Origin of the sequence: Cupriavidus gilardii, from assembly GCF_008801915.1 — a bacterium.
GTDB classification, from domain to species: Bacteria; Pseudomonadota; Gammaproteobacteria; order Burkholderiales; family Burkholderiaceae; genus Cupriavidus; species Cupriavidus gilardii.
In genome coordinates, this window is the sequence record NZ_VZOV01000041.1 from 1 (window position 1) to 20,923 (window position 20,923).

General features: G+C 63.1%; 29 protein-coding genes, 1 tRNA gene and 1 pseudogene. 17 read left to right on the forward strand and 14 right to left on the reverse strand.

The features are described from left to right. The first annotated feature begins 53 nt into the window (after positions 1-53). The 10 genes and pseudogenes from F7Q96_RS25305 (at position 54) to F7Q96_RS25340 (ending at position 5,463) form a co-directional block, all read left to right on the forward strand. Positions 54-245, forward strand: coding sequence for a hypothetical protein (locus F7Q96_RS25305; RefSeq protein ID WP_151022332.1), 192 nt, complete (start codon positions 54-56; stop codon positions 243-245). A 47-nt stretch (positions 246-292) separates the two neighbouring features. After that, entirely contained in the window at positions 293-1,144 is an 852-nt protein-coding gene (bet, locus tag F7Q96_RS25310) for a phage recombination protein Bet (RefSeq protein ID WP_151023500.1), read from the forward strand. Continuing rightward, a complete protein-coding gene (locus tag F7Q96_RS25315) occupies positions 1,137-1,760 on the forward strand; it encodes a lambda exonuclease family protein (RefSeq protein WP_053821595.1) in 624 nt (207 codons plus the stop codon). Before bet ends, F7Q96_RS25315 begins: the two co-directional genes overlap by 8 nt. 64 nt (positions 1,761-1,824) lie before the next feature. Continuing rightward, positions 1,825-2,202 (forward strand): hypothetical protein, encoded by a 378-nt coding sequence (locus F7Q96_RS25320; protein WP_151023502.1) that lies wholly within the window; start codon positions 1,825-1,827, stop codon positions 2,200-2,202. Continuing rightward, a complete protein-coding gene (locus F7Q96_RS25325; protein WP_151022997.1) occupies positions 2,199-2,669 on the forward strand; it encodes a hypothetical protein in 471 nt (156 codons plus the stop codon). Before F7Q96_RS25320 ends, F7Q96_RS25325 begins: the two co-directional genes overlap by 4 nt. 158 nt (positions 2,670-2,827) lie before the next feature. After that, positions 2,828-3,115 (forward strand): annotated as a pseudogene (locus tag F7Q96_RS27320) (DNA cytosine methyltransferase); the annotation flags it as partial. A gap of 91 nt (positions 3,116-3,206) precedes the next feature. Further along, entirely contained in the window at positions 3,207-3,833 is a 627-nt protein-coding gene (locus F7Q96_RS27325) for a hypothetical protein (protein ID WP_249041722.1), read from the forward strand. A 13-nt stretch (positions 3,834-3,846) separates the two neighbouring features. Beyond that, on the forward strand, positions 3,847-3,993 hold the full coding sequence (locus F7Q96_RS26930) for a hypothetical protein (RefSeq protein ID WP_170265994.1): 147 nt from the start codon (positions 3,847-3,849) through the stop codon (positions 3,991-3,993). After that, positions 3,990-4,286, forward strand: a complete 297-nt coding sequence (locus F7Q96_RS25335) for a DUF4224 domain-containing protein (protein ID WP_170265993.1) — start codon at positions 3,990-3,992, stop codon at positions 4,284-4,286. Before F7Q96_RS26930 ends, F7Q96_RS25335 begins: the two co-directional genes overlap by 4 nt. Continuing rightward, a complete protein-coding gene (locus F7Q96_RS25340; protein WP_151023508.1) occupies positions 4,252-5,463 on the forward strand; it encodes a site-specific integrase in 1,212 nt (403 codons plus the stop codon). Before F7Q96_RS25335 ends, F7Q96_RS25340 begins: the two co-directional genes overlap by 35 nt. Positions 5,464-5,572: 109 nt before the next feature. Here the strand turns inward: F7Q96_RS25340 and F7Q96_RS25345 are convergent. From F7Q96_RS25345 to F7Q96_RS25375, 7 genes are all read right to left on the reverse strand, one after another. Further along, positions 5,573-5,648: transfer RNA gene (locus F7Q96_RS25345), tRNA-His, on the reverse strand. A gap of 105 nt (positions 5,649-5,753) precedes the next feature. Further along, positions 5,754-6,005, reverse strand: coding sequence for a hypothetical protein (locus F7Q96_RS25350; RefSeq protein WP_053821593.1), 252 nt, complete (start codon positions 6,003-6,005; stop codon positions 5,754-5,756). A gap of 612 nt (positions 6,006-6,617) precedes the next feature. Beyond that, the gene (dusA, locus tag F7Q96_RS25355; RefSeq protein ID WP_053821592.1) at positions 6,618-7,649 is read right to left on the reverse strand and encodes a tRNA dihydrouridine(20/20a) synthase DusA; all 1,032 of its coding nucleotides are present in this window, start codon (positions 7,647-7,649) and stop codon (positions 6,618-6,620) included. A gap of 188 nt (positions 7,650-7,837) precedes the next feature. Next, positions 7,838-8,167 carry a hypothetical protein gene (locus F7Q96_RS25360; protein ID WP_006575455.1) on the reverse strand — a complete coding sequence of 110 codons (330 nt, stop codon included), beginning with the start codon at positions 8,165-8,167 and terminating at the stop codon, positions 7,838-7,840. Positions 8,168-8,248: 81 nt separating this feature from the next. After that, positions 8,249-8,809, reverse strand: coding sequence for an NADPH-dependent FMN reductase (locus tag F7Q96_RS25365; RefSeq protein WP_053821591.1), 561 nt, complete (start codon positions 8,807-8,809; stop codon positions 8,249-8,251). A 151-nt stretch (positions 8,810-8,960) separates the two neighbouring features. Beyond that, complete coding sequence (locus F7Q96_RS25370; RefSeq protein ID WP_053821590.1) at positions 8,961-10,043, reverse strand: enoyl-CoA hydratase/isomerase family protein; 1,083 nt, start codon at positions 10,041-10,043, stop codon at positions 8,961-8,963. A 91-nt stretch (positions 10,044-10,134) separates the two neighbouring features. Then, entirely contained in the window at positions 10,135-11,739 is a 1,605-nt protein-coding gene (locus F7Q96_RS25375; RefSeq protein WP_053821589.1) for a methyl-accepting chemotaxis protein, read from the reverse strand. Between the two features lie 193 nt (positions 11,740-11,932). Here F7Q96_RS25375 and F7Q96_RS25380 point away from each other — a divergent pair, with 193 nt between their 5' ends. Further along, complete coding sequence (locus F7Q96_RS25380) at positions 11,933-12,283, forward strand: glyoxalase superfamily protein (RefSeq protein ID WP_053821588.1); 351 nt, start codon at positions 11,933-11,935, stop codon at positions 12,281-12,283. 1,202 nt (positions 12,284-13,485) lie between these two features. On the opposite strand, the gene F7Q96_RS25385 is transcribed toward F7Q96_RS25380, so the two are convergent. After that, complete coding sequence (locus F7Q96_RS25385; RefSeq protein WP_053821587.1) at positions 13,486-13,716, reverse strand: hypothetical protein; 231 nt, start codon at positions 13,714-13,716, stop codon at positions 13,486-13,488. A gap of 373 nt (positions 13,717-14,089) precedes the next feature. On the opposite strand from F7Q96_RS25385, the gene F7Q96_RS25390 reads away from it, so the two are divergent. Then, positions 14,090-14,503, forward strand: a complete 414-nt coding sequence (locus F7Q96_RS25390; protein ID WP_053821586.1) for a cupin domain-containing protein — start codon at positions 14,090-14,092, stop codon at positions 14,501-14,503. Positions 14,504-14,817: 314 nt separating this feature from the next. On the opposite strand, the gene F7Q96_RS25395 is transcribed toward F7Q96_RS25390, so the two are convergent. After that, the gene (locus F7Q96_RS25395) at positions 14,818-15,066 is read right to left on the reverse strand and encodes a hypothetical protein (protein ID WP_144425770.1); all 249 of its coding nucleotides are present in this window, start codon (positions 15,064-15,066) and stop codon (positions 14,818-14,820) included. A gap of 170 nt (positions 15,067-15,236) precedes the next feature. Between F7Q96_RS25395 and F7Q96_RS25400 the strand changes: the two genes are divergently transcribed. From F7Q96_RS25400 to F7Q96_RS25420, 5 genes are all read left to right on the forward strand, one after another. Then, positions 15,237-15,668, forward strand: a complete 432-nt coding sequence (locus tag F7Q96_RS25400) for a site-specific integrase (RefSeq protein WP_144425769.1) — start codon at positions 15,237-15,239, stop codon at positions 15,666-15,668. Further along, positions 15,665-15,826 (forward strand): hypothetical protein, encoded by a 162-nt coding sequence (locus F7Q96_RS26935; protein WP_158507254.1) that lies wholly within the window; start codon positions 15,665-15,667, stop codon positions 15,824-15,826. The genes F7Q96_RS25400 and F7Q96_RS26935 overlap by 4 nt, the downstream gene beginning before the upstream one ends. A gap of 319 nt (positions 15,827-16,145) precedes the next feature. Beyond that, positions 16,146-16,409, forward strand: coding sequence for a hypothetical protein (locus F7Q96_RS25405; protein ID WP_053821584.1), 264 nt, complete (start codon positions 16,146-16,148; stop codon positions 16,407-16,409). 57 nt (positions 16,410-16,466) lie between these two features. After that, on the forward strand, positions 16,467-16,820 hold the full coding sequence (locus F7Q96_RS25410; protein WP_144425768.1) for a hypothetical protein: 354 nt from the start codon (positions 16,467-16,469) through the stop codon (positions 16,818-16,820). 414 nt (positions 16,821-17,234) lie between these two features. After that, a complete protein-coding gene (locus F7Q96_RS25420; protein WP_151023510.1) occupies positions 17,235-18,668 on the forward strand; it encodes a KAP family P-loop NTPase fold protein in 1,434 nt (477 codons plus the stop codon). Here F7Q96_RS25420 and F7Q96_RS25425 read toward each other — a convergent pair. Genes F7Q96_RS25425 through F7Q96_RS25445 form a run of 5 tightly spaced genes read right to left on the reverse strand, consistent with a single transcriptional unit; the run spans position 18,665 to position 20,714 of the window. Then, positions 18,665-19,237: a DUF2514 family protein gene (locus tag F7Q96_RS25425; RefSeq protein WP_226994850.1), complete on the reverse strand. Its 573-nt coding sequence runs from the start codon at positions 19,235-19,237 to the stop codon at positions 18,665-18,667. The two genes, F7Q96_RS25420 and F7Q96_RS25425, sit on opposite strands and share 4 nt — an antisense overlap. Further along, entirely contained in the window at positions 19,234-19,437 is a 204-nt protein-coding gene (locus F7Q96_RS25430; protein WP_053821580.1) for a hypothetical protein, read from the reverse strand. The genes F7Q96_RS25425 and F7Q96_RS25430 overlap by 4 nt, the downstream gene beginning before the upstream one ends. Further along, positions 19,434-19,865, reverse strand: a complete 432-nt coding sequence (locus tag F7Q96_RS25435; protein WP_151023512.1) for a hypothetical protein — start codon at positions 19,863-19,865, stop codon at positions 19,434-19,436. The genes F7Q96_RS25430 and F7Q96_RS25435 overlap by 4 nt, the downstream gene beginning before the upstream one ends. Continuing rightward, positions 19,849-20,190, reverse strand: coding sequence for a chemotaxis protein (locus tag F7Q96_RS25440; protein WP_151023514.1), 342 nt, complete (start codon positions 20,188-20,190; stop codon positions 19,849-19,851). The genes F7Q96_RS25435 and F7Q96_RS25440 overlap by 17 nt, the downstream gene beginning before the upstream one ends. A gap of 17 nt (positions 20,191-20,207) precedes the next feature. Next, a complete protein-coding gene (locus F7Q96_RS25445; RefSeq protein ID WP_082371429.1) occupies positions 20,208-20,714 on the reverse strand; it encodes a glycoside hydrolase family 24 protein in 507 nt (168 codons plus the stop codon). Positions 20,715-20,923: the final 209 nt, after the last annotated feature.

Here is a 20,923-nt window from a genome sequence, read left to right on the forward strand (position 1 = left end):
CAATATCGAAGCGCCATGGCGCGGCCTGGCAAAACCCGCGAAGGAGCAATGACATGACCCCGACCAAAGGATTCGACCTGCGGCACTACGAGTCGCCGCTGACCGAGGCAGAAAAGCGCCAGGCGCGAGAGGACGGATTGCGCGAGAAGGCCAAGGCCGCGCTAGGCGATCGCTACGTGCTGTCGCTGGCCAATGCCCCGCGCAAGGGCCAGTACAACGCGATGACTGGCGCACGTCTCGCCTGATTTCCCAACCCTTCAACGGCCGGCAGAGTCTCGGCCTGGAGATAGAAATGAACGAAGTAATCGAACAAGAAACGCCGTCACTGGTTCTGAAAGAGAGCGAACTCATCAAGGTCCTCCAGTCCTCGCTGTATCCCGGTGCGTGCTTGGAGTCGATCAAGATGGTGCTGGACTACTGCAAGGCGTCGCGCCTCGACCCGATGCAGAAGCCCGTTCACATCGTCCCGATGTGGGACAGCAAGGCCGGCCAGATGCGTGACGTCATCATGCCAGGCGTCAATCTGTACCGCACACAAGCCGCTCGTTCTGGCCAGTTTGCCGGCATGAGTGAGCCAGAGTTTGGGCCCGATGTCACGAAGAATATCGGCGGCGTCGAGGTGACCTATCCCGAGTGGTGCCGCGTCACGGTTCGCCGCCTGCTACCTAGCGGTGTCGTGGCCGAGTTCACCGCGATCGAATACTGGATTGAGAATTACGCCGCCAAAGGGGGCAAGGAGAAGTCCGTGGCTCCCAACGCAATGTGGCAAAAGCGCCCACGGGGTCAGCTCGCAAAGTGCGCCTCTGCTCAGGCGCTGCGGATCGCCTTTCCTGAAATCGCATCCCAACAAACGGCCGAGGAAATGGAGGGCAAGCACATCATCGACATGGGGCCTGCGAAAACAACCCCTGCCGAGATCGCTGCCGCTGCCCTGCCCCAGCCTGCGGAGCGCACCGACGAGTTGAACAACATCATCTTCAACCTTGAGATGGTCGCCAAGAGCGAAGGCGCGACGGCCCTGGCCGAGGAATGGTCGATGCTGACGAAAGAGCAACGCAAAGCCATCGGTCAGGACGAGTTGAAGCGGCTCAAGGAACTGGCCGGCGAAGGTCGGGCCAACGAAGGCGGAGACGGCGATGAGTGAACCTCTCCAACGCACCGAGGACTGGCGCAAGGCCCGCGCGGGAAAGATCACTGCATCGCGCTTCGTCGACGTCATCGCCATCAAGCGCGACGGCGCACCGACTGCGGCGCGCGCCAAGTACATGCGCGAACTTGCCTTCGAGCGCCTTTCCGGCGAGCCGATGCACGAGGTCGGCGGCAAGGCGCTCACCTGGGGCACCGAGGTCGAGCAGTACGCCCGCGAAGCGTTCGAGCTCGAAACCGGCCTGATCGTCGAGCCCGCGCAGTTCGTCACGCATCCCGACTACCCGTTCATTGGCTGCAGCGCCGACGGCCTGATCGGCAAGGACGGTGGCTACGAGTCGAAATGTCCGATGGACGAATCGGTGCATATCCAGACGTGGCTCGAAGGCATGCCGCGTGATCACATGGCCCAGGTGCAAGGCTGCATGTTCGTGACTGGCCGCAAGTGGTGGGAGTTCACCAGCTACGACCCGCGTGCCTGTGAGCGCCTGCGCCTGTACCACGAGCGCATCGAGCGTGACGAAGGATTCATTGCGAACCTCGAAGCCGCCCTGCTTCAGTTCGAGGCCGAATTGCAGCAGATGGTGGCCGAGCTGGAGCGTAAGTCTGCATGACCCCTTCGCGGCGCGCTTCGTCCCCCGCGTAGCGCGACCGCTTTTTTATTCGATGGAGATTGTGATGCTAGCCATTCGCCTTCCCCGGTCGATCAACGCGGAACCGGCCCAAGAGCTGAAGGACGAGCGAAAGCCGAAGCCGGAAGAGGTTGTCATGTGGCGTTGTCCGGTATGCCTGGAGATGCACGACTGGGAGGAGGACGCAGCCGACTGCTGCGCCGAGGACGAGGGGAACGATGATCTCGCAAGCATCGCGCGCGCCTGTTGCCCATCTTGCAGCACGCAATACGAGACCTATGAAAGCGCCGTGGACTGTTGCATGTGGCTGACCCACAGTCCGGCTGAGCGGTGGGAGCTGGCACGCCAGCTTAGAGCATATGGCTACCTGTTGGAGAGTGCCCTGGCAAATGCGGTGGTCGAGCAGGACGGAGTGCTCCTGTGAGCAGAAGCCAGAAGCCCCGCAAGCCGTACCGCCCCAAGTGGAACTCGGGCGGTGTCAAGCTGCGCTCCGAACCCTGGAGGGTGGCCGCGGTGTTCAACCCGCTCGAATCCATGCTCGACGCGATCGAGCGCGACGGCGAAGTGATGGCCACCCGCGACGGTACGCCGATCTTCCGCGACCTGAACGATGGCCACTACTACGAGACCGCACCGGCGCTGGAAGGAATCATCGACGCCTTCCATACGCATGCCATGCGTCAGCACCGGCCGATGCCGCTGGATCCGCTGCGGCTGCTGGCTCGGAAGCTGCGCTATGCGATGCCGCTCGAAATGGCCGACATCACGGCAGTGCGTCAGGCGATCAAGGTGCTGCGCGCCGAGTCGCTGGAAATGACGCTGCAGTACGCAAACGACCTGATCCGGACGACGCAAATCCGGATTGAGCTCGACGAGCGGGAGGCGGCTTGACTGCCTACTACAACGAGATCGACCCATACGCAGCCCAATGGCTGCGCAACCTGATCGCCGCCGGCCACATCGCGCCGGGCGACGTTGACACGAGAGACATTCGGGATGTTCGACCAAGCGACCTTCGCGGATACACACAGTGCCACTTCTTCGCCGGCGTGGGAGTCTGGTCCCATTCGCTCCGGCGTGCCGGTTGGAGCGACGATCGACCTGTTTGGACCGGTTCCTGTCCCCGCCAACCTTTCTCCGCGGCAGGCGCGGGACTTGGGTTTTCTGACGAGCGGCACCTTTGGCCGCACTGGCACTGGCTCATCAGCGAGTGCCGCCCTGCAATCGTCCTTGGAGAACAGGTTGCGAGCAAGGACGCAGACCCGTGGATCGACCTTGTATGCGATGACCTGGAAGCCTTGGGTTACGCCGTCGGGGCGGTCCCGTTTCCGGCTGCGGGCGTCGGTGCGCCGCACATCCGAGACCGGCTCTACTGGGTGGCCCACGCCGACAACACGGGACTGGAAGGACGGAGCCGAGTGCGCCAACGTGCCGATCAACTCGCTGTTGGGGCGGGTGGCATGGCTGGCATCGTGGCCGACACCGACGGCCCAGGATGCGGTGCGCGGAGCCAAGGACGCGCGGCCGTGGGATACGGGGCGACCACTAAACCAGATTGCGGCGCTGGCCGGCTGGCCGACGCCGCAATCGGCGGACGGCGAGAAAAACGTCCGAACGCTGGAGGGGGCGCTGCGGGAGATCGAGCGGAAGGGGTCGCCGCAGGATCTGTGCATGGCGGCGGTGCTGTCAGGTTGGCCCACGCCATCATGCAACAACGATCGGACGGGCAACCCGGATTCCGCCATGTCGATGGCGCGCGCGGACGGATCGAAGGTGCAGCAGAGGTTGCAGGACTTCGCGGCGATCTGCGAGCCGGCCCGACTAACGGCTACTGGCGAGCTGCTGATTGGCTCCTGTGCCGGGATGGAAAGTGGCGGCCAGTTGAACCCGGCACATTCCCGCTGGTTGATGGGACTGCCTCGCGCGTGGGGCGAGGCGGCACCGATTGGCGTACCGCCGCCGGCATCGAAGGCAAAGGCCACCGCACCGGCCAGCTCAAAGGCTACGGCAACGCGATCAACGCGGAAGCGGCGGTTGCCTGGATCGAGTGCGTGATGGAGACATTCTAATGACCACCAAGAATCGAAACGACGATACCTTCGAGGACGAGCACGACGAACCGGAGGCCGAGTATCACGACGAAAGCACACCGTGCCGCCACGGCGTAGCGCCGGCATGGGATTGCGATTGGTGTGCCGACGAGCGAGAAGAATGACCGACGCAGCAACGCGCATCATCGAATTGACCCGCGCGAAGTGGGTGCAAGAAGCAGAGGAAACCATGAGCGACTTCCTTTCCGCCGCCGAACTCGCCGAGCTGGTGGGCTGCAAAGCTAACCAGCGCCACGCGATGGCAAAATGGCTTGACAGTCACCGCTGGCGATACGTTCTGGACAAGAACGGGCTGCCCAAGGTGGCGCGCGCCTACTACAACAAGAAGCTCGGCATCGAGGAAACGAAGGAGAAAGCTCGGTATGACAGCACGCCGAACCTCCAAGCCTTCGCGTAAGGAGCGCACGGGCGTCGATCGTCTGTACAAGTACATCGGCGCCCGTAAGGTGTCGTTCTACTACCAGTATCCCGATGGCAGAAGTGAGACGTTGGCAACCGCGGAACTAGGCGACCGGAAGGCGATCGCCGACGCCGAGAAGATCGCCAAGCGCAAAGCGCTGGACATCCAGGCGGGGCAGGTCATTGCCGGGTCCGTAGCCGACATGATCGACCGCTTCCGGATGGAGGTGGACCCTATCCACTTCCGGGATCAGTCGAAGGACGGAAAGGCGGTCCGCGCCGGAGCATACGAGAACCTGATGAAGTTCTTTGGCCGCATGGCGCCCGGCGCCCTCAAGACGGTCCACGGCTACCAGTATCTCGATGCGCGGGCCAAGGTCGGCGCGCCGATCAAGGCGAACAAGGAACTGTCCTTGATGTCGACGATCTGCAACTACGGGATCCGCTGGGGAATCATGGAGGCCAACCCGTTCGTTGGCATGATGCTGAACAAGGCTGACAAGGATGTCCGGGCAATCGAGCGCGGCCAGGTCGTGCGCTTCTACCTGTGGTCCTTGCGCCAGTCTCAGCCGTATCGGACGATGGGCTGCGGCGCCATGTTCACGTACCTGACCGGCTTCCGTGCTGCTGAGGTGCGACCGTTCCACCTGTCGGGCATCACCGATCAGGGCGTCCGCGTGCTGAGCGCCAAGCGAAAGATGGGCGAAGCCGAGGTGGTGAAGCTGCGCGAGTGGTCGCCCAGGCTTCGCGCGGTGGTCGAGCGCGCCAAGCAAACCGCCGCGGCCGGGTCGGTGGTCAAGAGCATGTACCTGTTCCCGAACCGCCGGGGGCAACCGTACAGCAAGAGCGGCTGGGGGTCGGTCTGGCAGGACGCAATGTGGGATTGGATCGCATCGTTCGATCGGGACGCGGCCGAGGCGCTCAAGCATGCGAAGCAGCACGCTGCACGCCGGCGCAAACAGAATTGGCTGCCGACGGCCGATGCGGGCCCGGGTTACTCGATCACTGACCACCCGGAATACTTCGCCCTATCGGACATCCGGCCGGCGGCGATCACGTCGAAGCTCGAAAGCCGATCGGAGGACGCGTACGACTTCGCGGCGCACGCGAACCCGGCGACGACGCACCGACATTACGACCGGCGCAAGGTCAAACGGGCATCGGCAACCGAGTAAATGAAAACGGCGCCCACTGAGGCGCCGTTGGAAAATGTCGATTTCTGTTGGAAATTTCGTATCGCGGTATTTTGTCGCTCTGCTAAGCGCTTGATACGAAAGGGAATTTTGGGGTGGCTGATGGGACTCGAACCCACGACGACAGGAATCACAATCCTGGACTCTACCAACTGAGCTACAGCCACCGTAGCACCGTCGTCAGTACTGCTCGACGGAAACCAAGATTATACAAACTTCGTTTGGCGATGGCTAGTACTACGCACAAAAATTTTCGTGCGGCCGGATCGCCATCAAGACCACCGGGCTTCGAGCCGGATTGCCTCGTGGATCGCATCGAGCGTTTCCTGCTCGGTCTGATAGGTACCCGGCAGTCTTCTGCTCCTGCCGTTCAGCACGTCGGTCTGCAGGGCGGCGGCCGCCGCCGCATCGGTGCCGCGATGCCAGCAGTAGCGCGCGGTCCAGGTACCGTTCTGCAACCGCTCGACCACCCAGACGACGCGGAAGCCTTCGAACGCGACACCAAACAAGCCGTCTTCTTCCATTCCACCCTCCGAGGCCAAGTCTTGTTGTCGTTTTGGGCTCCATCTTGCCATCACCCGGTTGGGGGGTCATCTCTTTGGATGAGGTAAACGTGAACTGCTGGCCGCGGCGTTGCTGCCCGACATCGTGCAAAACGGGTAGAACGCGAGCGGCAGACGGGGGGAGCGGCGGACGGACGACGGGAAGGGAGGACGGCTGCGGGGAGCGCCAGGCAAAAAAAAGTCCGCACACGGCGGACTCTTAAACTCTTGCGATCTCAATGCCCTGAAGGCAATTGCAATGTAACTGTCATCGCCGCCAAGCACTATTCGGGTAAACGAAAGGACGAGCGACCGGCGAGGCCCGGCACAAAAAAAGCCCGCGCAAGGCGGGCTCCAAAATCAGTTGAAGAAAGCCCTGTATTCGAGGGCACAGACAGTTTAAGAAAATCGGAATCGGCTTGGCTATCTAGGGGAATCCCTTTCCTGGTGCCCGGGATCGCCGAAACCTGCGCCGAAAGTGCCTCGAACACAGCCGCACGGGGCATCGGGCACCATGCCGGTTTCGAAATTAGAGTCTGGCCTCCAATCTGCGGGCCATCCCGCCGCTAGAACTACGCCGCGACCGTCCTTCGGTCACGCCGCCTGCAGCGGGCGTTCGGCATGCAGATGGCTGCGCGCCTCCTCGAACAGCGCGTCGACGCCGTCCCGCGTACGGATCGCGTTCATCCGGCGCGCGTCGGACAGCACGCGCCGCCAGCCTCGCCCGCCGGCCACGCCGCGATACAGGCCCAGCATATGTCGTGTCGCCGCGCCCATATACCCGCCCCGCTCCACCAGGTCACCGATATAGCGCTGCATCGCCAGCTCGGCATCGAGGCGTGACGGCGACGGCGCCGTATCGCCGTAGTAACGGCGATCGACCTCGGCCAGCAGGAACGGCTGATGATAGGCCTCTCGACCGATCATCACGCCATCGACATGGCGCAGATGCGCGTCGATCTCGTCGTAGCGAGTGATGCCGCCATTGATCAGGATTTCGAGGTGCGGAAATTCCCGCTTCAGCTGGTAGGCGACCTCGTAGCGCAACGGAGGAATCTCGCGGTTTTCCTTGGGGCTGAGCCCCTTCAGGATCGCGTTGCGCGCATGGACGATAAAGGTCTGGCAGCCGGCCTCCGCGATCGTGCCCACGAAATCCCGCACGAAATCGTAATGCTCGATCGTGTCGATGCCGATGCGGTGCTTGACGGTGACGGGCACGGATACCGCGTCGCGCATCGCGCGCACGCAGTCCGCGACCAGCTGCGGCTCGGCCATCAGGCAGGCGCCGAACGCCCCCCGCTGGACGCGTTCCGACGGACAGCCGCAATTCAGATTGATTTCGGCATAGCCCCAGCGCTCGCCCAGCTTGGCCGAGGCCGCCAGATCGGCCGGCTCGCTGCCGCCCAGCTGCAGCGCGACCGGCTGCTCGGCCGGATCGAAGTCCAGATGGCGCGCGACATCGCCATGCAGCAGCGCACCGGTCGTCACCATCTCGGTGTACAGCCAGGTGTGGCGGCTCAGTTGGCGATGAAGGGTGCGGCAATGGCGGTCAGTCCAGTCCATCATCGGCGCAACCGAAATGCGCCTCGGATTGACCTTCCCGGGACCTGCCGGAGCCGGCGCCATGCTGGCGGCTAGCGATTCGGACATGACTAGGGTCGACTATCCCGTACGTAGACGGGAACGAGGAAAACCGGCAAGTTTACCACCCGCAGCCACGTCGCATCGCCCCACTGCCTGCACGCACAATCGCGGGCGAAGGGCACCGACTCGACCGGATCGCAAACCGCCGGCACCCCTGGCCACTCGGCGGCTCAGTCGTTCAGCCGCTGCTGCCGGGGCTGCAGTTCCAGCCCAAGCTTGACGAACAGGTCGAAAGCGTCGGCCAGCAGGTGCTGCTGACGTGGCAGCAGACTCGCATACGGCATGTCGTAGATCGACTGGTGCGCGCCGCGATTGCCCTTGAGCCCACGGTCGCGGGCGATGTCGGACAGCAGCGCCGCGAAGCCGGATAGATCCTCGGCATCGATGGCGTTGTTCAGCACGGTCGCCAGCAACTGCGGCGAGGCAGTGGCCCAGCACCCGACCAGTTCGGCGTTGGCCGCCCCTTCCGGGAAATCGGAGGAATTGTCGCTTGCATCCATATCAGCATTGTCGGCGCCGATTTCGCTATCTTGAGACTCCCCCTACGAGAGGGGGGTCTCCAGGCGGCCGCGCCGTCACGGTCAGCTTGCGGCGTTGCGCTCCACCCAGGCCGCAAAGGTCGTCAGGAATTTGCCCAGAAAGGCACGTGTCGATTCGTTGCCAATATTGCCCTGCTCATCGAACAGCTTGTCGACACCACCGATATAGGCCTCCGGCATCTGGAGCACCGGCACATTGAGAAACACCAGCGACTGGCGCAGGTGGTGATTGGCGCCAAATCCGCCAATCGCCCCAGGCGACGCGCTGATCACGGCTCCCGGCTTGCGATCCCATGCACTCTGCCCGTACGGGCGGGAACCCACGTCGATGGCGTTCTTCAGCGGCGCCGGCACCGAGCGGTTGTATTCCGGAGTGACGAACAGCACCGCATCGGCGCGGCGAATCCGGTCACGGAACGCAGTCCAGGGCGCCGGCGGGTTGTCGTCGTCGTCCTGGTTGTAGAGCGACAACTGACCGATCTCGACGATCTCGAGCTTGAGCTCGGGCGGCGCCAACTGCGCCAGCGCCAATGCCAGCTTGCGATTGAAGGATTCCTTGCGGAGACTGCCCACCAGTACCGCGACGTCGCGAGGAGTGCTCATCGTGCTTCCTTTTCTGAAAGAGACGGGGAAAGGAAAGACTGCCGAAAGGCGCGGGACCAGCGATCGCCGGCCCGCGCCCAGACCACACTCTAACCCGATGTCGTTTCAGCCGTGCGCAGGCAGGCTCGCGTGCGCCGAAGCGCGCGGCAGCTCAGGGCCGCAGGCCGGCGAGTGGGTGCTCGTCAGCCCGCCACGGACTGTCGAAGAAGGCGAGTACCTTGTTGCGCTCCACCTCGTCGAGCCGGGCCGGCCGCCACTTCGGTGCGTGGTCCTTGTCGATTGCCAGTGCGCGGATGCCCTCGACGCCATCGCCGTAGCGGAACACGTCGTGCATCATGTCGAGCTCCATGCGCAGTTCGTCCTCGAGCGCCATCGTCCGCGCGCGGCGGATCTGTTCCAGCGTCACGCACAGCATCAGCGGGGAGCGCGTACGCAGGGCGGCGGCCGTCTGCGCGGACCAGTCGTCCGTGGCATCGCTGACGATGGCAACAATTTCTTGCACCGTGGCAGCGCCAAAGGCCGCGTCGATTGTCTCGCGCTGGCGCGCCAGCATGCCGGTCGCCGGGTCGCAGGCGGCGCGATGCTCGGCGCTGCAGGCGTCGACCGCAGCCAGCACCTCGTCGCCGCTGCCAAAGTTGCCGGCACGCAGCGACGCCACGAGTTCGGCCAGCGCGTTGCTCGGCACGAAGGCGTCGGCCAGACCGGCGTACAGCGCGTCGGCCGCGTGAATCACGTTGCCGGTCAGGCCCAGATACTCACCGAGGCGGCCCGGCGTGCGCGCCAGGAACCATCCGCCACCCACGTCGGGAAACAGGCCGATATTGGTCTCGGGCATCGCCATCTTGGTGCGCTCCGTGACCAGACGCCGCCGCGCTCCCTGCGAGATGCCCATGCCGCCGCCCATCACCACGCCATCCATCAGCGCGATATAGGGCTTCGGATAGCGGTGGATCTTGTGATTGAGCGCGTATTCCTCGACGAAGAAACGGTCCAGCATCGGGTCGCCGGCCAGCGCGGCCTGATGGAAGAAACGGATGTCGCCTCCCGCGCAGAAGGCCTTGCCGCCCGCGCCGGCGACCACCACCGCGACAACGCCTGGGTCGGCCGCCCACTGGTCCAGCGCCTGCGTCAAGGCGCGCACCATGTCGAGAGACAGGGCGTTCAGGGCCTGAGGGCGAGTCAGCGTCAGATAACCGACACCGCCGACGACTTCGGTTGCAACAAACTCGGTCATGTCTCCTGTTCCTGTGGTAACGAAATGCAGGCCGCCACTGTACACCAGCCATGCCGCCCGGCCATCCGCACCACCGGCCGGACGGCGGGATTCAGGCGAGGCGGAAGCGCGCCATCAGGCCTGTCAGGCGCTGCGCCTGGTCCTCGAGCGAGGTCGCCGCGGCGGCCGCCTCCTCGACCAGCGCGGCATTCTGCTGCGTCATGCTGTCCATCTGGGTCACCGCCTGGTTCACCTGCTCGATTCCCTGCGACTGCTCCATCGACGCGGTGCTGATGCCACCGACGATCGCGCTGACACGGCGCACCGCGCCAACGATGTCCTCCATCGCGCGGCCCGCATCGGCGACGATATCGCTGCCGGCGCGGACATTGCGCACCGACTCGTCGATCAGCCCACGAATTTCCTTGGACGCGGTCGCGCAGCGCTGCGCCAGATCGCGCACGTCGCCCGCCACCACGGCGAAGCCGCGGCCATGTTCGCCGGCACGCGCCGCCTCCACCGCCGCGTTCAGCGCCAGGATATTGGTCTGGAATGCGATCTTCTCAATCACGTCAATGATGTCGACGATCTTGTTGGCGCTGGCGTCGATTGCCTGCATGGTGTCGACCACGCGCGTGACCGCTTCCCCGCCCCGCTCCGCCAGCCCGCTGGCGTCGCCGGCCAGCGCATCCGCTTCGCGCGCATTGTCGGCCGTCTGACGCACCGTGCCGGTCAGCTGCTCCATGCTCGACGCAGTCTGCTCCAGCGAGGCCGCCTGTTCCTCGGTCCGTTGCGACAGATCCGCGTTGCCCATCGCGATCTGCCGGCTCGCCGCAGCGATGGCATCGGCGCCGTGTCGCACCTCGCCCACCATGCCGGCCAGACTCGCCTCCATGCGCGCCAGCATGGCCAGCATGCGGCTGGTCTCGTTGCGGCTCTCCTCTCCCGCCATGCCGCTGTCACGGCCCGCAGCACGACCATCCCGCTGTGGCCGCGTATCGAGAACCCGCGCCGCGCTCAGATCGCCGCGGGCGATCCGCTCGAAACGCCCGATCGCGATATCGAGCGGACCGACGATCGATCCGCGCAGCCGCCAGGCAAAGACAGTACTGAATGCCAGACCCAGGGCCAGCAGCGCCAGCGACCACGCGCGCAGCTTGGCATAGCGCTGCTGCGAATCCTGATAGACGGCCTCTGCCGCGGCGGTCTGCAGCTTGTTCAGTTCGACATTGGCCGAAGTGAACGCGATATCGAGCTTCGGAATCGTATCGAGCACCAGCGCCATCACGCGCTCGCGATCGCCCGCCTTCAGCGCGGCGATCATCGGCTCGACACCTTGCTTGTGCAGCGCCTTCCGGCGCGACGACACCAACTCCGCGGCGCGGTCTTCCTCCCTGCCGCGCGGCAGCGCCAGATACGCGTTCCACGCCGTCTCCGACGCCCGCGCGAATCCGGCCGCGGTATCGGCACGCGCCAGCGCATCGGCCGGATCGGTGGCGAAGGCCGCCTGATCGAGCAGCACGCGTACCAGCAACTGATTCGCGCGCGCCTCGGACAGATGCATCGCGGCGGCCAGTTGATGCTGATAGATCTGCCGCGTGGCATCGTTGCTGCGCGACATGCCGAGCCAGCCAAAGGCGCCGACGATCAGCAGAATCAAATTGGTGACGACAATCAGGCCCCACAATCTGGCGCCAATGGTGGTGTTGCGAAACATTCGAGCTCCCCGGTCTTATCGTGCGATCGCGGCATGTGCGCCGCCCCGCTATCAACGGCGCGCTCGGGCATTCCTTGACGGCATCGGAACGAAAGACTGTGTAACCCTCCGATGTACGAATCGGCCCGCCGGCGACGGCTCGAACCGAGCGATGGACCGTAGAATCGCCAGATCTGATCGCCGGAGAACCACCATGACCGTCAAGCGCGTCGTCGCCAATATCGCAGCCTCGAGCATCGAGCAAGCCCACGCCTTCTATGGCGATCTGCTAGGCATGGAAGTCGTGATGGATCACGGCTGGATCCGGACCTACGCAACCGGGCAAAGCACCACGCCGCAGATCAGCATCGCGATCGAGGGCGGCTCCGGTACCCCGGTGCCCGACCTGTCGATCGAAGTCGACAACCTCGACGAGGTCCATGAGAAGGCCGTACAGGCAGGCTTTTCGATCGAGTACGGCATCGCCGAAGAACCCTGGGGCGTACGCCGCTTCTTCGTGCGCGACCCGTTCGGCAGGCTGGTGAACATCCTGTGCCATCTCTGACCCACGTGGCTCTGCTTCGCGAAGGCGCCGGCAAAAAAATGCCCGATGCCGGTGAAGGCATCGGGCAAATACAACCGACTAGGAAATAGGCTCGGACAAGACACGGCGACCGGCGCATTACCGCTGATGGGGGCAGCGGCTCTGTTACCGCCCTATGCATCTCGTCCTCGCCCGTTCATACCTTAGTTCCAGCGTGCCGTGTCTCATACTGAAAACAGGCTCGGTTCTGTAGAGAACTGACGGCGCTGGCCCAACGCGAAGCGAAAACGGTCGCCATCATCGCGAAAAGGGCATCCTCTACCACCTCAAGGCGGTAAACGCCCTTGTTGACCTACGCGGCCTGGCGTCGCCTTGGAACACAGCAATCCGGACTGGCTGAGGAAGCCCCCGATGCGGAACGGCCTTGCCGGAGCGCCCCCTTTCGGGGGCACGAGCGCTGATCATGGAATGTGAAAGAAGGAAACCCGAATCCGACAGAAGCTTCTCCGACTGGTGGCGTAATGGCTGCCCGGCCCTTTCCAAGGAGGAGAATATGCCGTTCTGCAACGACACCCGCTATTTCACGCAAGAGGAAGATCCCGCCTACGAGCTTGTCCTCGCTCCTGGCGCCCAGGCTCCGTACTCGGGCATCTATCGATGCGAGGGCTGCGGTTCCAGCGCCATCTCGCCACGTGAACAACCATTGCCCCCACCGAACCACCATGTTCATGGGGCACTGCAGGGACAGATTCGCTGGCGCCTGATCGCGAGAACGACTCACCCGTAATCCGATGCCCGCAATGCGTTGATCCGTCAGGCCGGTACCCGAAACGCCCGATGAAGCTTGTCGGGCGTTTTGCATTGGATCCTTGCTCGGTACAGCGGACGCGCAACAAAAAAAAGCCCGATACCAGCAAAGGTATCGGGCAAAAACAACCGATCAGGAAATAGGCTCAGACGAGACGCGGCGACCGGCACATTGCCGTTGATGGGGGCAGCGGCTCTGTCACCGTCCTACGCATTTCGTCCTCGCCCGGTGATACCTTAGTTCCAGCGTGCCGCTTCTCATACTGAAAACGGGCTCGGTTCTATAGACAACCGACGAAGCCCATGCCAAGCACCAAGCCATGATGGTCGGATCGACGCGACAGGTACCGGCCGTAGGCAACAAAAAAGCCCGCGTGACTCTGGCCAGCGGGCTTTTTTGCGGTTCTACCTGGTCTCTACTCGTCTTCCAGCGCCGAGATCAGGGCGTCCGCGTACTGAACAGCCCGCTTCGCGGCCGCCTCGACTTCGAGCTCGCCCGACATACTGGTAACGAGTCCTTGCATCGCCATGGCGGCAAGTTGCAGTCGCTGGCTTGTCGACGAGGCGGAGTAGTACGCAAGGTCGTCGAGACGTTCGACGATCTCTCTCGCATGCTTGACCAGCTCTTGCGAATGGCTTTCGTCCATACATTCCTCCCTTCAGGGGTTGAGGAGCTGCCATGGTGCCAAGCCCAGCCGGAACAAAGAAGCGGTTGATGACGGGAACCTTCGATACCGGGGCGGAAATCGAAGGTTTGCGGTGCGCGGCTTGGCGGCTCGTCGATCGATGAGGCGCCGCAGGGACATGATCCATTCCCAAGCGGTAACTGCCCGGCCGACCTGCCGGCCCGACGGCCGAAGCACTGCGCGACATCTGGGAGCGAAGCGGGTACCCGACGTGACGCGCCAAGGGAAAAAGCGCGCGAGCGGAAGCGCCGGCGGCGTCGGTGAACCTGCATTGTCATCGACGCGCCGCCACCTAGACTGATGCCATGAGGATACTGCGTTGCAGGGAGGAGCCATGACCGCTACGACCGAGTCCGTCAGGTTGCTGCGCCCCCCGCTTCTGTTCGACCGGTTATACGCGGACGCAATCGGCGAATCTCACTTCGCTCCGCTCTCCGTCGCCATGACGGAACGGGTGTTCGCCCCACCCGCGCCCGCATTCTGGGTGTCATCCCTGGTCGAAGCCACACAGCAAGAGTTTCTCTTCCTGCCCGCCGGCTGGACCGGGGAACGCCATCCATCCCCGACTCGCATGTGGATCTTCGTGCTGTCCGGCGCCATGGAATTCCAGGCCAGCGATGGCGACAGCCGCCCACTGCCGACCGGCCGCGCGTTGATGCTTGAGGACACCTCGGGCAAGGGCCATCTCAGCTGGGTTGTCGGCCCTGACGATGTCACGCTGGCGGTCGTGCAGCTACCAGAGGCGTAGGCCATGGCTACCGCTCGGCCGCCCGCCCCTACGCTGGCCGGGCTCTCGCCGATCATCTGAACCGGATGCACGCAGCCGGGAAAGAGAAGGGATCAGTCTTGATCGTGCCTGGCTCTCAGTGGAGCGCTTGGCTGGCGTGCCGCGACCTGAGGTTGTGCGCACGTTCCTGAGCTTGTACCGGCGACAGGATGGCACCCGAACCAGCGCCGCCTCCGCCGCGAACGAAGAAGCCCCAACCGTTGCGAGGGGCCATCTCGGCTTCCTGACAGGGAGTCGGGCCCCTCCCGCAAGATGGAGAGGGACGCCGATCCACGTCAACCCGCCGCCTTTTCCTTGCGATGTACCTTGGCCTTGTGCGAGGAGCGATGCGTCCGCTTGTGCTCGGCCTTTGCTTTGGTGTGAGTGTCCTTGATGGCGTTGTCTTTGGTGGCTGCTGGCGCTGCGGGTGTGGCCGGTGTCGCCGGGGTCGCGGGAGTGGCGCCCTGAGCGAAGGCAGCCCCGGATACCAGCATGGAAACGGCAGTGGCAAACACAGCGAGCTTGCCGGTGGTTGCAATACGCATTGAATTTCTCCTTGGGTCGATGGGAGAACTGCTGCACGGAGTTGTCGGGGTTGGCACACCACTGCCACGCCCGACAAGCCCAAGAACGCGCCACTCAGCGGGGTCGTTGACGCGATATTGAGGGCAGTTATGGGGCCGGCTGTTAGCGAATCGTAAGCTCGCTCGCAGTCTTGCTGACGATCGAGCGGCGTCACGCCATTCAATCAGGATTCCGCCCGATGATCAGCCTTTTCGTGGTTGTAATCCTTGTCGGCCTTTGCTATCTGACGTGCCAACGCCCCACTGAAATCCGAAATCTCCCATGGTCGCAAGCCGACGAGGCGGCCGGCGTCATTCGCTTCGAGCCGGGCAAGACGGAGGACAGCACCGGAGAGCCGGTGGACCGGCCAATCACACCAGAGATCGCCGCGGTGCTGAAGCGGGCGCAGGAGTTGCGCACATCCCGTGAGGTTCAGAAGTTGGGCGACGACTATGTCCTGACGGACATGCACGCAAGCAGAAGACAGAGGCAGCTTGCCGGGCTCGGCGTCGCGAAGCGATGGCGCGTGCTGGCCCAGGTGAGAAGGACTACACCATCAAGGACATTCGGGCAAAAGCCATGAGCGATGCAAAGCGGGCCGGCTATGACCTCGATGCATTGCTGGTCGACGGGGTTCACACGGATCGATCGACGACCGAGGATTACATCAAGCAGCGAGAGGTGCCGGTGTCGATCGTCCGACTGCATCCGCCGATTGGCTATGCCAAGCAGGCTAATTAGAAACCTTCTAACTACCTGTCGACAGGCCACTACCGTGCCAAAAGCAAAAGCCCGCGCAATCTTGCGATTACGCGGGCTTCAATTTGGTCGGGGCGAGAGGATTTGAACCTCCGACCACCTGCATCCCATATTGTTATGCACTCGCCACGAAACCGCGTCCGGTCAACGGATTGCTCCTTTTGTGCCGAATACTCTGCTCAGAAAACAGGCACGTAGCCGTGCGGGTTTCCGGGCTGCGTATGAGCGAATATTCGGCGCCTCTGGCGCTCGGCGTCAACGCGTCATACTGTACATCCATACCGTATCTAGACAGCCGACGATGCCTGCCACCTACCCCGCCAAGTCCATCTTCCTCGAGGTCGAGTTCTTCGGTGACGACCGTGACGAGATCCTGCTGCCCTGCCAAGCCGTGACCGTCGACCGCGGCGCCATCCTGGTGCGCGGCGTCGAGACGCGGCACCTGAACGCCATCCGCTGGATCCCGGACGCCCTTTCCTTCCAGGCCTACGATCGCCACCACCGCTTCCCGGTCGGCCGGCCGATCGTGCTAGATCGGGATTTGGCCCAGTTTCCCCTTCTCTGAGGCGCCGCGGCGACATGACCCATGCCAAAGCGGTACTGCCCGGCCGACCTCCCGGCCATGACGGCCGAAGAGCTGCGCGACATCTGGGAACGAAACCGGGTGCCTGACGTGCGCGACCTGCTGTGGGAAATCGCGCGCCTCCGGCAGCGTGTCGCGTCGGCGCACTACTTCATAGCGCTGGTCGACGCCGACCAGCCCGGCGCAAAGTTGATGTCGCACACCTACCTGGCTAAGTTCGCGGCAGAGCCCTGCGTGCTCGAGGACATGGAGGCCGACTACAGCAGCGGCAGGCCAGGCTCATGGAAGTGGCGCGGCGAGATCCCGACCGAGGAAGAGCTTCAGCAGTTCGAGGCGATGCACCGCGAGGCGCGTGCCCGGATCAACGAGCGGAAGCGCCGGCGGCGCCGGTAAGATGTCGCGGTAGACCCACGGCACACAAGGAGGCCGCCATGTGCGTCAACTACAAGCCCATCCAGCGGAAGATCCTGCGCGACGTGTTCGGCGTCGAGCCGCCGCCCGAGGAATGGCCGGAGGAGACCTGACCGAACTACCAGGCGCCGATCCGGACCGATACCGGTCAGCGCGCCGCGACGGTCGACGCGATTGATCGTGATCGTGCCGCGGGAGGGATGGGACGACTGGCTGGAATGCCGGAATCCCGAGCTCGCGCGCACCTTCATGCGGCTGTATCCGGCCAATTCTATGGACGCCGCACCTGACCCTGTTCCGCCGCGACCGCGTAAGGCCGCGGCCGCTTGACATCCCCACTTACTGAGCAACACCATTCACTTCTTCGACAACAGCCATCCGAGCCAGTATCACAAGATGACTAAAAAGCGCCCGGCCATATCGCCACAGCCTACAACACCGTTTGAAAATGACAAGCTTAGGCGCGCCGCATCGGCGGAATATCTAACGGAATACCTTCTGGGAAAGCACGCCACTCGAAAAGAGCGGAACGATAGCAATTCATTCATTCTGAATGTGAATGCACCTTGGGGCATAGGAAAGACCTATTTCCTCACCAATTGGGCCGAATCACTGCGGCAACGTGGCTATGTGGTTGTCGTCTTCGACGCCTGGCAAAACGACTATTGCGAACAGCCCCTCATAGGATTTATGTCGGAAGTTGAAGAACAACTAACATCCGCACTTGGAAGAACCACCAAAGCGAGGGCTAGCCTCACAAAGCTTTTGGACTCGGGAAAAAAAATCGTTAGCGTCGCGCCCGCCATCATAGCCGCGACTGCGGTGAAGCAGCTTACCGGAATGACAACCGACAACATAGGCGACATGGCCACAGCGAGCGCGGGAGAAGTTGCCGAAAAGATCAGGGACAAATTGTACGAACAGAACAAGGAAACAAAGGCCGCCATAGCTTCTTTTAAATCGTCGCTATCTTCAATCGTAACTCACTTCGAAGAAGACAGTAAAAGCAAGTTACCGATATTCTTCTTTGTTGACGAGTTGGACCGTTGCAGGCCAAACTATGCAATCGAGCTACTTGAGACGGTAAAGCATCTCTTCGGCGTTAATGGCGTTTACTTCGTCATCGCCACTGACACCGAGCAGCTTTGCGCCTCCGTCAATGCGGTCTACGGAGAAAGGTTTTCTGCCGACAAGTACCTAAGACGGTTCTTCCACGCAGAATACACCTTTCCCACCTTGGATAATGAACTATATACCGACTATTTGTTATCCAAATTCGGATTACAGAATAGCGATCGTCTCGTTACTCCGTCTTTGTCTCCAAAGCGCACCTTTAACATCTCCCCTCCAAACCAAAATTCTTCGTTCTTCTGCGCCATTTCCGATTTATTTGGTTTAACCCTTCGTGATCAGGAGCAAACAGCGGAGATTATCGATGCTGTTTTTCTGACAACAGGAGACCGGAAATTTCACTTTCCCGCCCTTCTCACCTGGGCGGCGATAAAGCAAAGCAGAAGTGACATATTCAAAGATCTATACGATTCTTCGGCACGTGGCCTAAAGAAGCTTCAAGACAGTTTTAAAAAGGACACACATTACGTCGGCCACAGCGACGGAAGAACCTCCCTTAAAAATTTGAGCGATATTGTCTGCCGCATAGTCGAATGGACTCATGAAACACAAGAGCGGCTCTACGAGAGGTACAACCATATATCACATAGCGTCGATAATGCCATTTTAGGGCTAGCATTAAATCAGGGTACCTTTGGCGACTACCCCGAACTCGTATCGAATGCCTCGAGCATTTCCCGAGGCGTGAAATCGGTTTAAGGAAAAGCCTCGGGTCCCTTCTTGGCTTGCTGTACTAGCGCGCCGTAAGCGCGCTCGCATGCGCGCCCGGCGACCCGTGCCGCGTCAGCATATTCAGCCAAGATTCCCGCTCGACGGTCAGCCCTTTCGAGCACGTCGGCAAGCACTCCGATGGGATCGCCGGCTGCCGTGCTTCCGCTGGTAGCCGCGGAATCGCCGCCGGCTCGATTGGTGGCGACCAGGTCGGCAACTCGCTTGCGCAGCCGGCCAGCGACAGCATCAGCATCAGCATCGCGAGCATCGGCCCGCGCCCTGGCAGCTTCTTTCTTCGCAGCATTCGCAATCTCCGCTTGTTCGAATAGGCGGCGCTGTTCTTCCCGGCGCGCATCGCCTACTGCCCCGACCTTGGCCGCCTCCTGTGCGAGCCGCTCCTCCGCATACCCGCGGCGCAGGCGATCGATCTCGCCTCCCTTCCGCCAGCCGTTCACCGTCCAGCCGGCGCCGAACGCCGCGCCGGCCAGCACCACGACAGCGACCGCGCGCCACGGCACGGCCGCAGCTGCCGCTCGAATAGCAGTCATCTGGATCATCGTTCCCTCGTCGCGCATTCGGCATACATCCGCGCCGTCGTGTCGATGTGAGCCAGCAGCGCCTGGCGCCCCGCTCCCCGTTGGAGCTTCGGCAATGGCGGGCAGCTCGCGCGAGCGGCCGGCGTCGACGCCTCGGGCACCGCCGGATCGATCGGCGTGGCGCAGCCCGCCAGCAGAAGACAGAACACGAACGCCTTCATCGGCCGCCCTCCCTCAGCTTCCGGTTCGCCGCCTCGATGGCGCCATTGAGGCGCGACCGCTCTGCCTCGGATAGCGGTGCCGGTGCCGCGCGGGCCGCCTGTTTGACGGTCCGCGCCGCCTCCGCCGATGTCTCAGCCGCTTGAGCGGCCGCGCCGGCCGCCGCGGATGCCGTCTCGGCGATGTCGCCGAGCTGCGGCGCCAAGGCCTGCAGCATCGACGAGAACGTGCCCTGCAGCCGCTCGATCTCGGCCGCGTGGTCGGTCCGCATCTGCACGATCACGTCCCGTGCCTGCCATTGCGCCAGCGCGTATCCGCCGACTGCGCCGCCCGTCGCGATGACCAGCACCAATGTCACTGCCTCAGTGGCATGTGCCACGCGACGAAACGTCGCCCGGTGCCTGCTTGCCCAGTCACGTAGCTTGCCCATCGAGTCTCTCCTTCAGCAGCCGGACTTCGGCTGTCAGCGCGGCGATCGTGCCCTTCAACTCGCCGATCTCGCGCAGCAGCTCGTTCCGTTCCTTGTAGGCGGTGTCGGCCCGCTGCTCGGCCAGATCGGCGCGGGCGTTGGCCTTGTCGAGCTGCTCGGACAGTCGCGCGATGATGTCGATCTCGGCCTGGCTCTGTGCCCCTTCCACCCGGTCCGAGCGCCAGACCTTGCGCACCAACCAGATCGCCCCGCCGATGGCCGCCACGATCGCGCCCAAGGCCCCGCTCGGGCCGCCCGGCACGCCCCCCAGTTCATCCAGATCCATCGTCTTTCCCATTGGGCTTACGCCTCGATATCGGTACCGCCGTGCGCCAGGTAGACGTCCCGCAGCGTGTCGAGCCTGTGCTCGCGCTGGCCATAGCCGGCGCCCGGAAGGCTGGCCCATTCCCGCCGGCATTTGCGGACTGCCTCGGCATAGCGTCCGGCCAGCAGATCGGGAAGCGCGCCGCGGCGTTTGACCAGGTACGCGGCGACGATGTCCTGCGATCGCGGGCTGAAGTCCTTGACGCCGCAGGCGCGGCTCGCCCAGTCCCACGTGTCGGTCCGGATCTTCCCCGGCACGGCAGCCATGATCTGGTAGCGGCCGGCCGCGTCGCCGAGGCCCCAGCGCGTCAGCACGACAATGCGCGGGTGCCGGTCGTAGCCGGTGAACAGCTTGCCGCCGACGTTCACGTTGTAGCCGTCGTCGCTGCCGGCCACGGTCGTGGTCCATTCGCTGAATCCAAGCATGTCGAGGAAGGCGGCCATGTTCTGGCCGCCGACCAGTTGGTCTGGATGGGTGAATGGCATTGCTGGCTCCGGAAACGAAAATGCCCGCTCGAGGCGGGCGTGAAAAAGGCCCGCAGATGCGGGCCATGTCGGTCAATCAAATGTAAGCGCGAAATTCTCCGCACATAGCGTCACAAGCACAGACGGCGCAGGATTGTGTCCACCATTTTTAGTGGACACAACTCATGGACCAGATCGATTTGGATTTCTTGCCGCTGCGGGTGATCAAC

What these genes read in the sequence shown, in the direction of transcription:
- F7Q96_RS25375 (WP_053821589.1), bottom strand. Translation starts at nt 11,739, where the DNA reads ATGTTTCGCAACACCACCATTGGCGCCAGATTGTGGGGCCTGATTGTC.
- F7Q96_RS25305 (WP_151022332.1), top strand. Translation starts at nt 54, where the DNA reads ATGACCCCGACCAAAGGATTCGACCTGCGGCACTACGAGTCGCCGCTG.
- F7Q96_RS25435 (WP_151023512.1), bottom strand. Translation starts at nt 19,865, where the DNA reads ATGGGCAAGCTACGTGACTGGGCAAGCAGGCACCGGGCGACGTTTCGT.
- F7Q96_RS25425 (WP_226994850.1), bottom strand. Translation starts at nt 19,237, where the DNA reads ATGATCCAGATGACTGCTATTCGAGCGGCAGCTGCGGCCGTGCCGTGG.
- F7Q96_RS25445 (WP_082371429.1), bottom strand. Translation starts at nt 20,714, where the DNA reads ATGCCATTCACCCATCCAGACCAACTGGTCGGCGGCCAGAACATGGCC.
- F7Q96_RS25370 (WP_053821590.1), bottom strand. Translation starts at nt 10,043, where the DNA reads ATGACCGAGTTTGTTGCAACCGAAGTCGTCGGCGGTGTCGGTTATCTG.
- F7Q96_RS25365 (WP_053821591.1), bottom strand. Translation starts at nt 8,809, where the DNA reads ATGAGCACTCCTCGCGACGTCGCGGTACTGGTGGGCAGTCTCCGCAAG.
- F7Q96_RS25385 (WP_053821587.1), bottom strand. Translation starts at nt 13,716, where the DNA reads ATGGACGAAAGCCATTCGCAAGAGCTGGTCAAGCATGCGAGAGAGATC.
- F7Q96_RS25340 (WP_151023508.1), top strand. Translation starts at nt 4,252, where the DNA reads ATGACAGCACGCCGAACCTCCAAGCCTTCGCGTAAGGAGCGCACGGGC.
- bet (WP_151023500.1), top strand. Translation starts at nt 293, where the DNA reads ATGAACGAAGTAATCGAACAAGAAACGCCGTCACTGGTTCTGAAAGAG.
- F7Q96_RS25320 (WP_151023502.1), top strand. Translation starts at nt 1,825, where the DNA reads ATGCTAGCCATTCGCCTTCCCCGGTCGATCAACGCGGAACCGGCCCAA.
- F7Q96_RS25335 (WP_170265993.1), top strand. Translation starts at nt 3,990, where the DNA reads ATGACCGACGCAGCAACGCGCATCATCGAATTGACCCGCGCGAAGTGG.
- F7Q96_RS26935 (WP_158507254.1), top strand. Translation starts at nt 15,665, where the DNA reads ATGAGCGATGCAAAGCGGGCCGGCTATGACCTCGATGCATTGCTGGTC.
- F7Q96_RS25410 (WP_144425768.1), top strand. Translation starts at nt 16,467, where the DNA reads ATGACGGCCGAAGAGCTGCGCGACATCTGGGAACGAAACCGGGTGCCT.
- dusA (WP_053821592.1), bottom strand. Translation starts at nt 7,649, where the DNA reads ATGGCGCCGGCTCCGGCAGGTCCCGGGAAGGTCAATCCGAGGCGCATT.
- F7Q96_RS25350 (WP_053821593.1), bottom strand. Translation starts at nt 6,005, where the DNA reads ATGGAAGAAGACGGCTTGTTTGGTGTCGCGTTCGAAGGCTTCCGCGTC.
- F7Q96_RS25405 (WP_053821584.1), top strand. Translation starts at nt 16,146, where the DNA reads ATGCCTGCCACCTACCCCGCCAAGTCCATCTTCCTCGAGGTCGAGTTC.
- F7Q96_RS26930 (WP_170265994.1), top strand. Translation starts at nt 3,847, where the DNA reads ATGACCACCAAGAATCGAAACGACGATACCTTCGAGGACGAGCACGAC.
- F7Q96_RS25360 (WP_006575455.1), bottom strand. Translation starts at nt 8,167, where the DNA reads ATGGATGCAAGCGACAATTCCTCCGATTTCCCGGAAGGGGCGGCCAAC.
- F7Q96_RS25430 (WP_053821580.1), bottom strand. Translation starts at nt 19,437, where the DNA reads ATGAAGGCGTTCGTGTTCTGTCTTCTGCTGGCGGGCTGCGCCACGCCG.
- F7Q96_RS25315 (WP_053821595.1), top strand. Translation starts at nt 1,137, where the DNA reads ATGAGTGAACCTCTCCAACGCACCGAGGACTGGCGCAAGGCCCGCGCG.
- F7Q96_RS25390 (WP_053821586.1), top strand. Translation starts at nt 14,090, where the DNA reads ATGACCGCTACGACCGAGTCCGTCAGGTTGCTGCGCCCCCCGCTTCTG.
- F7Q96_RS25420 (WP_151023510.1), top strand. Translation starts at nt 17,235, where the DNA reads ATGACTAAAAAGCGCCCGGCCATATCGCCACAGCCTACAACACCGTTT.
- F7Q96_RS25380 (WP_053821588.1), top strand. Translation starts at nt 11,933, where the DNA reads ATGACCGTCAAGCGCGTCGTCGCCAATATCGCAGCCTCGAGCATCGAG.
- F7Q96_RS25395 (WP_144425770.1), bottom strand. Translation starts at nt 15,066, where the DNA reads ATGCGTATTGCAACCACCGGCAAGCTCGCTGTGTTTGCCACTGCCGTT.
- F7Q96_RS25440 (WP_151023514.1), bottom strand. Translation starts at nt 20,190, where the DNA reads ATGGATCTGGATGAACTGGGGGGCGTGCCGGGCGGCCCGAGCGGGGCC.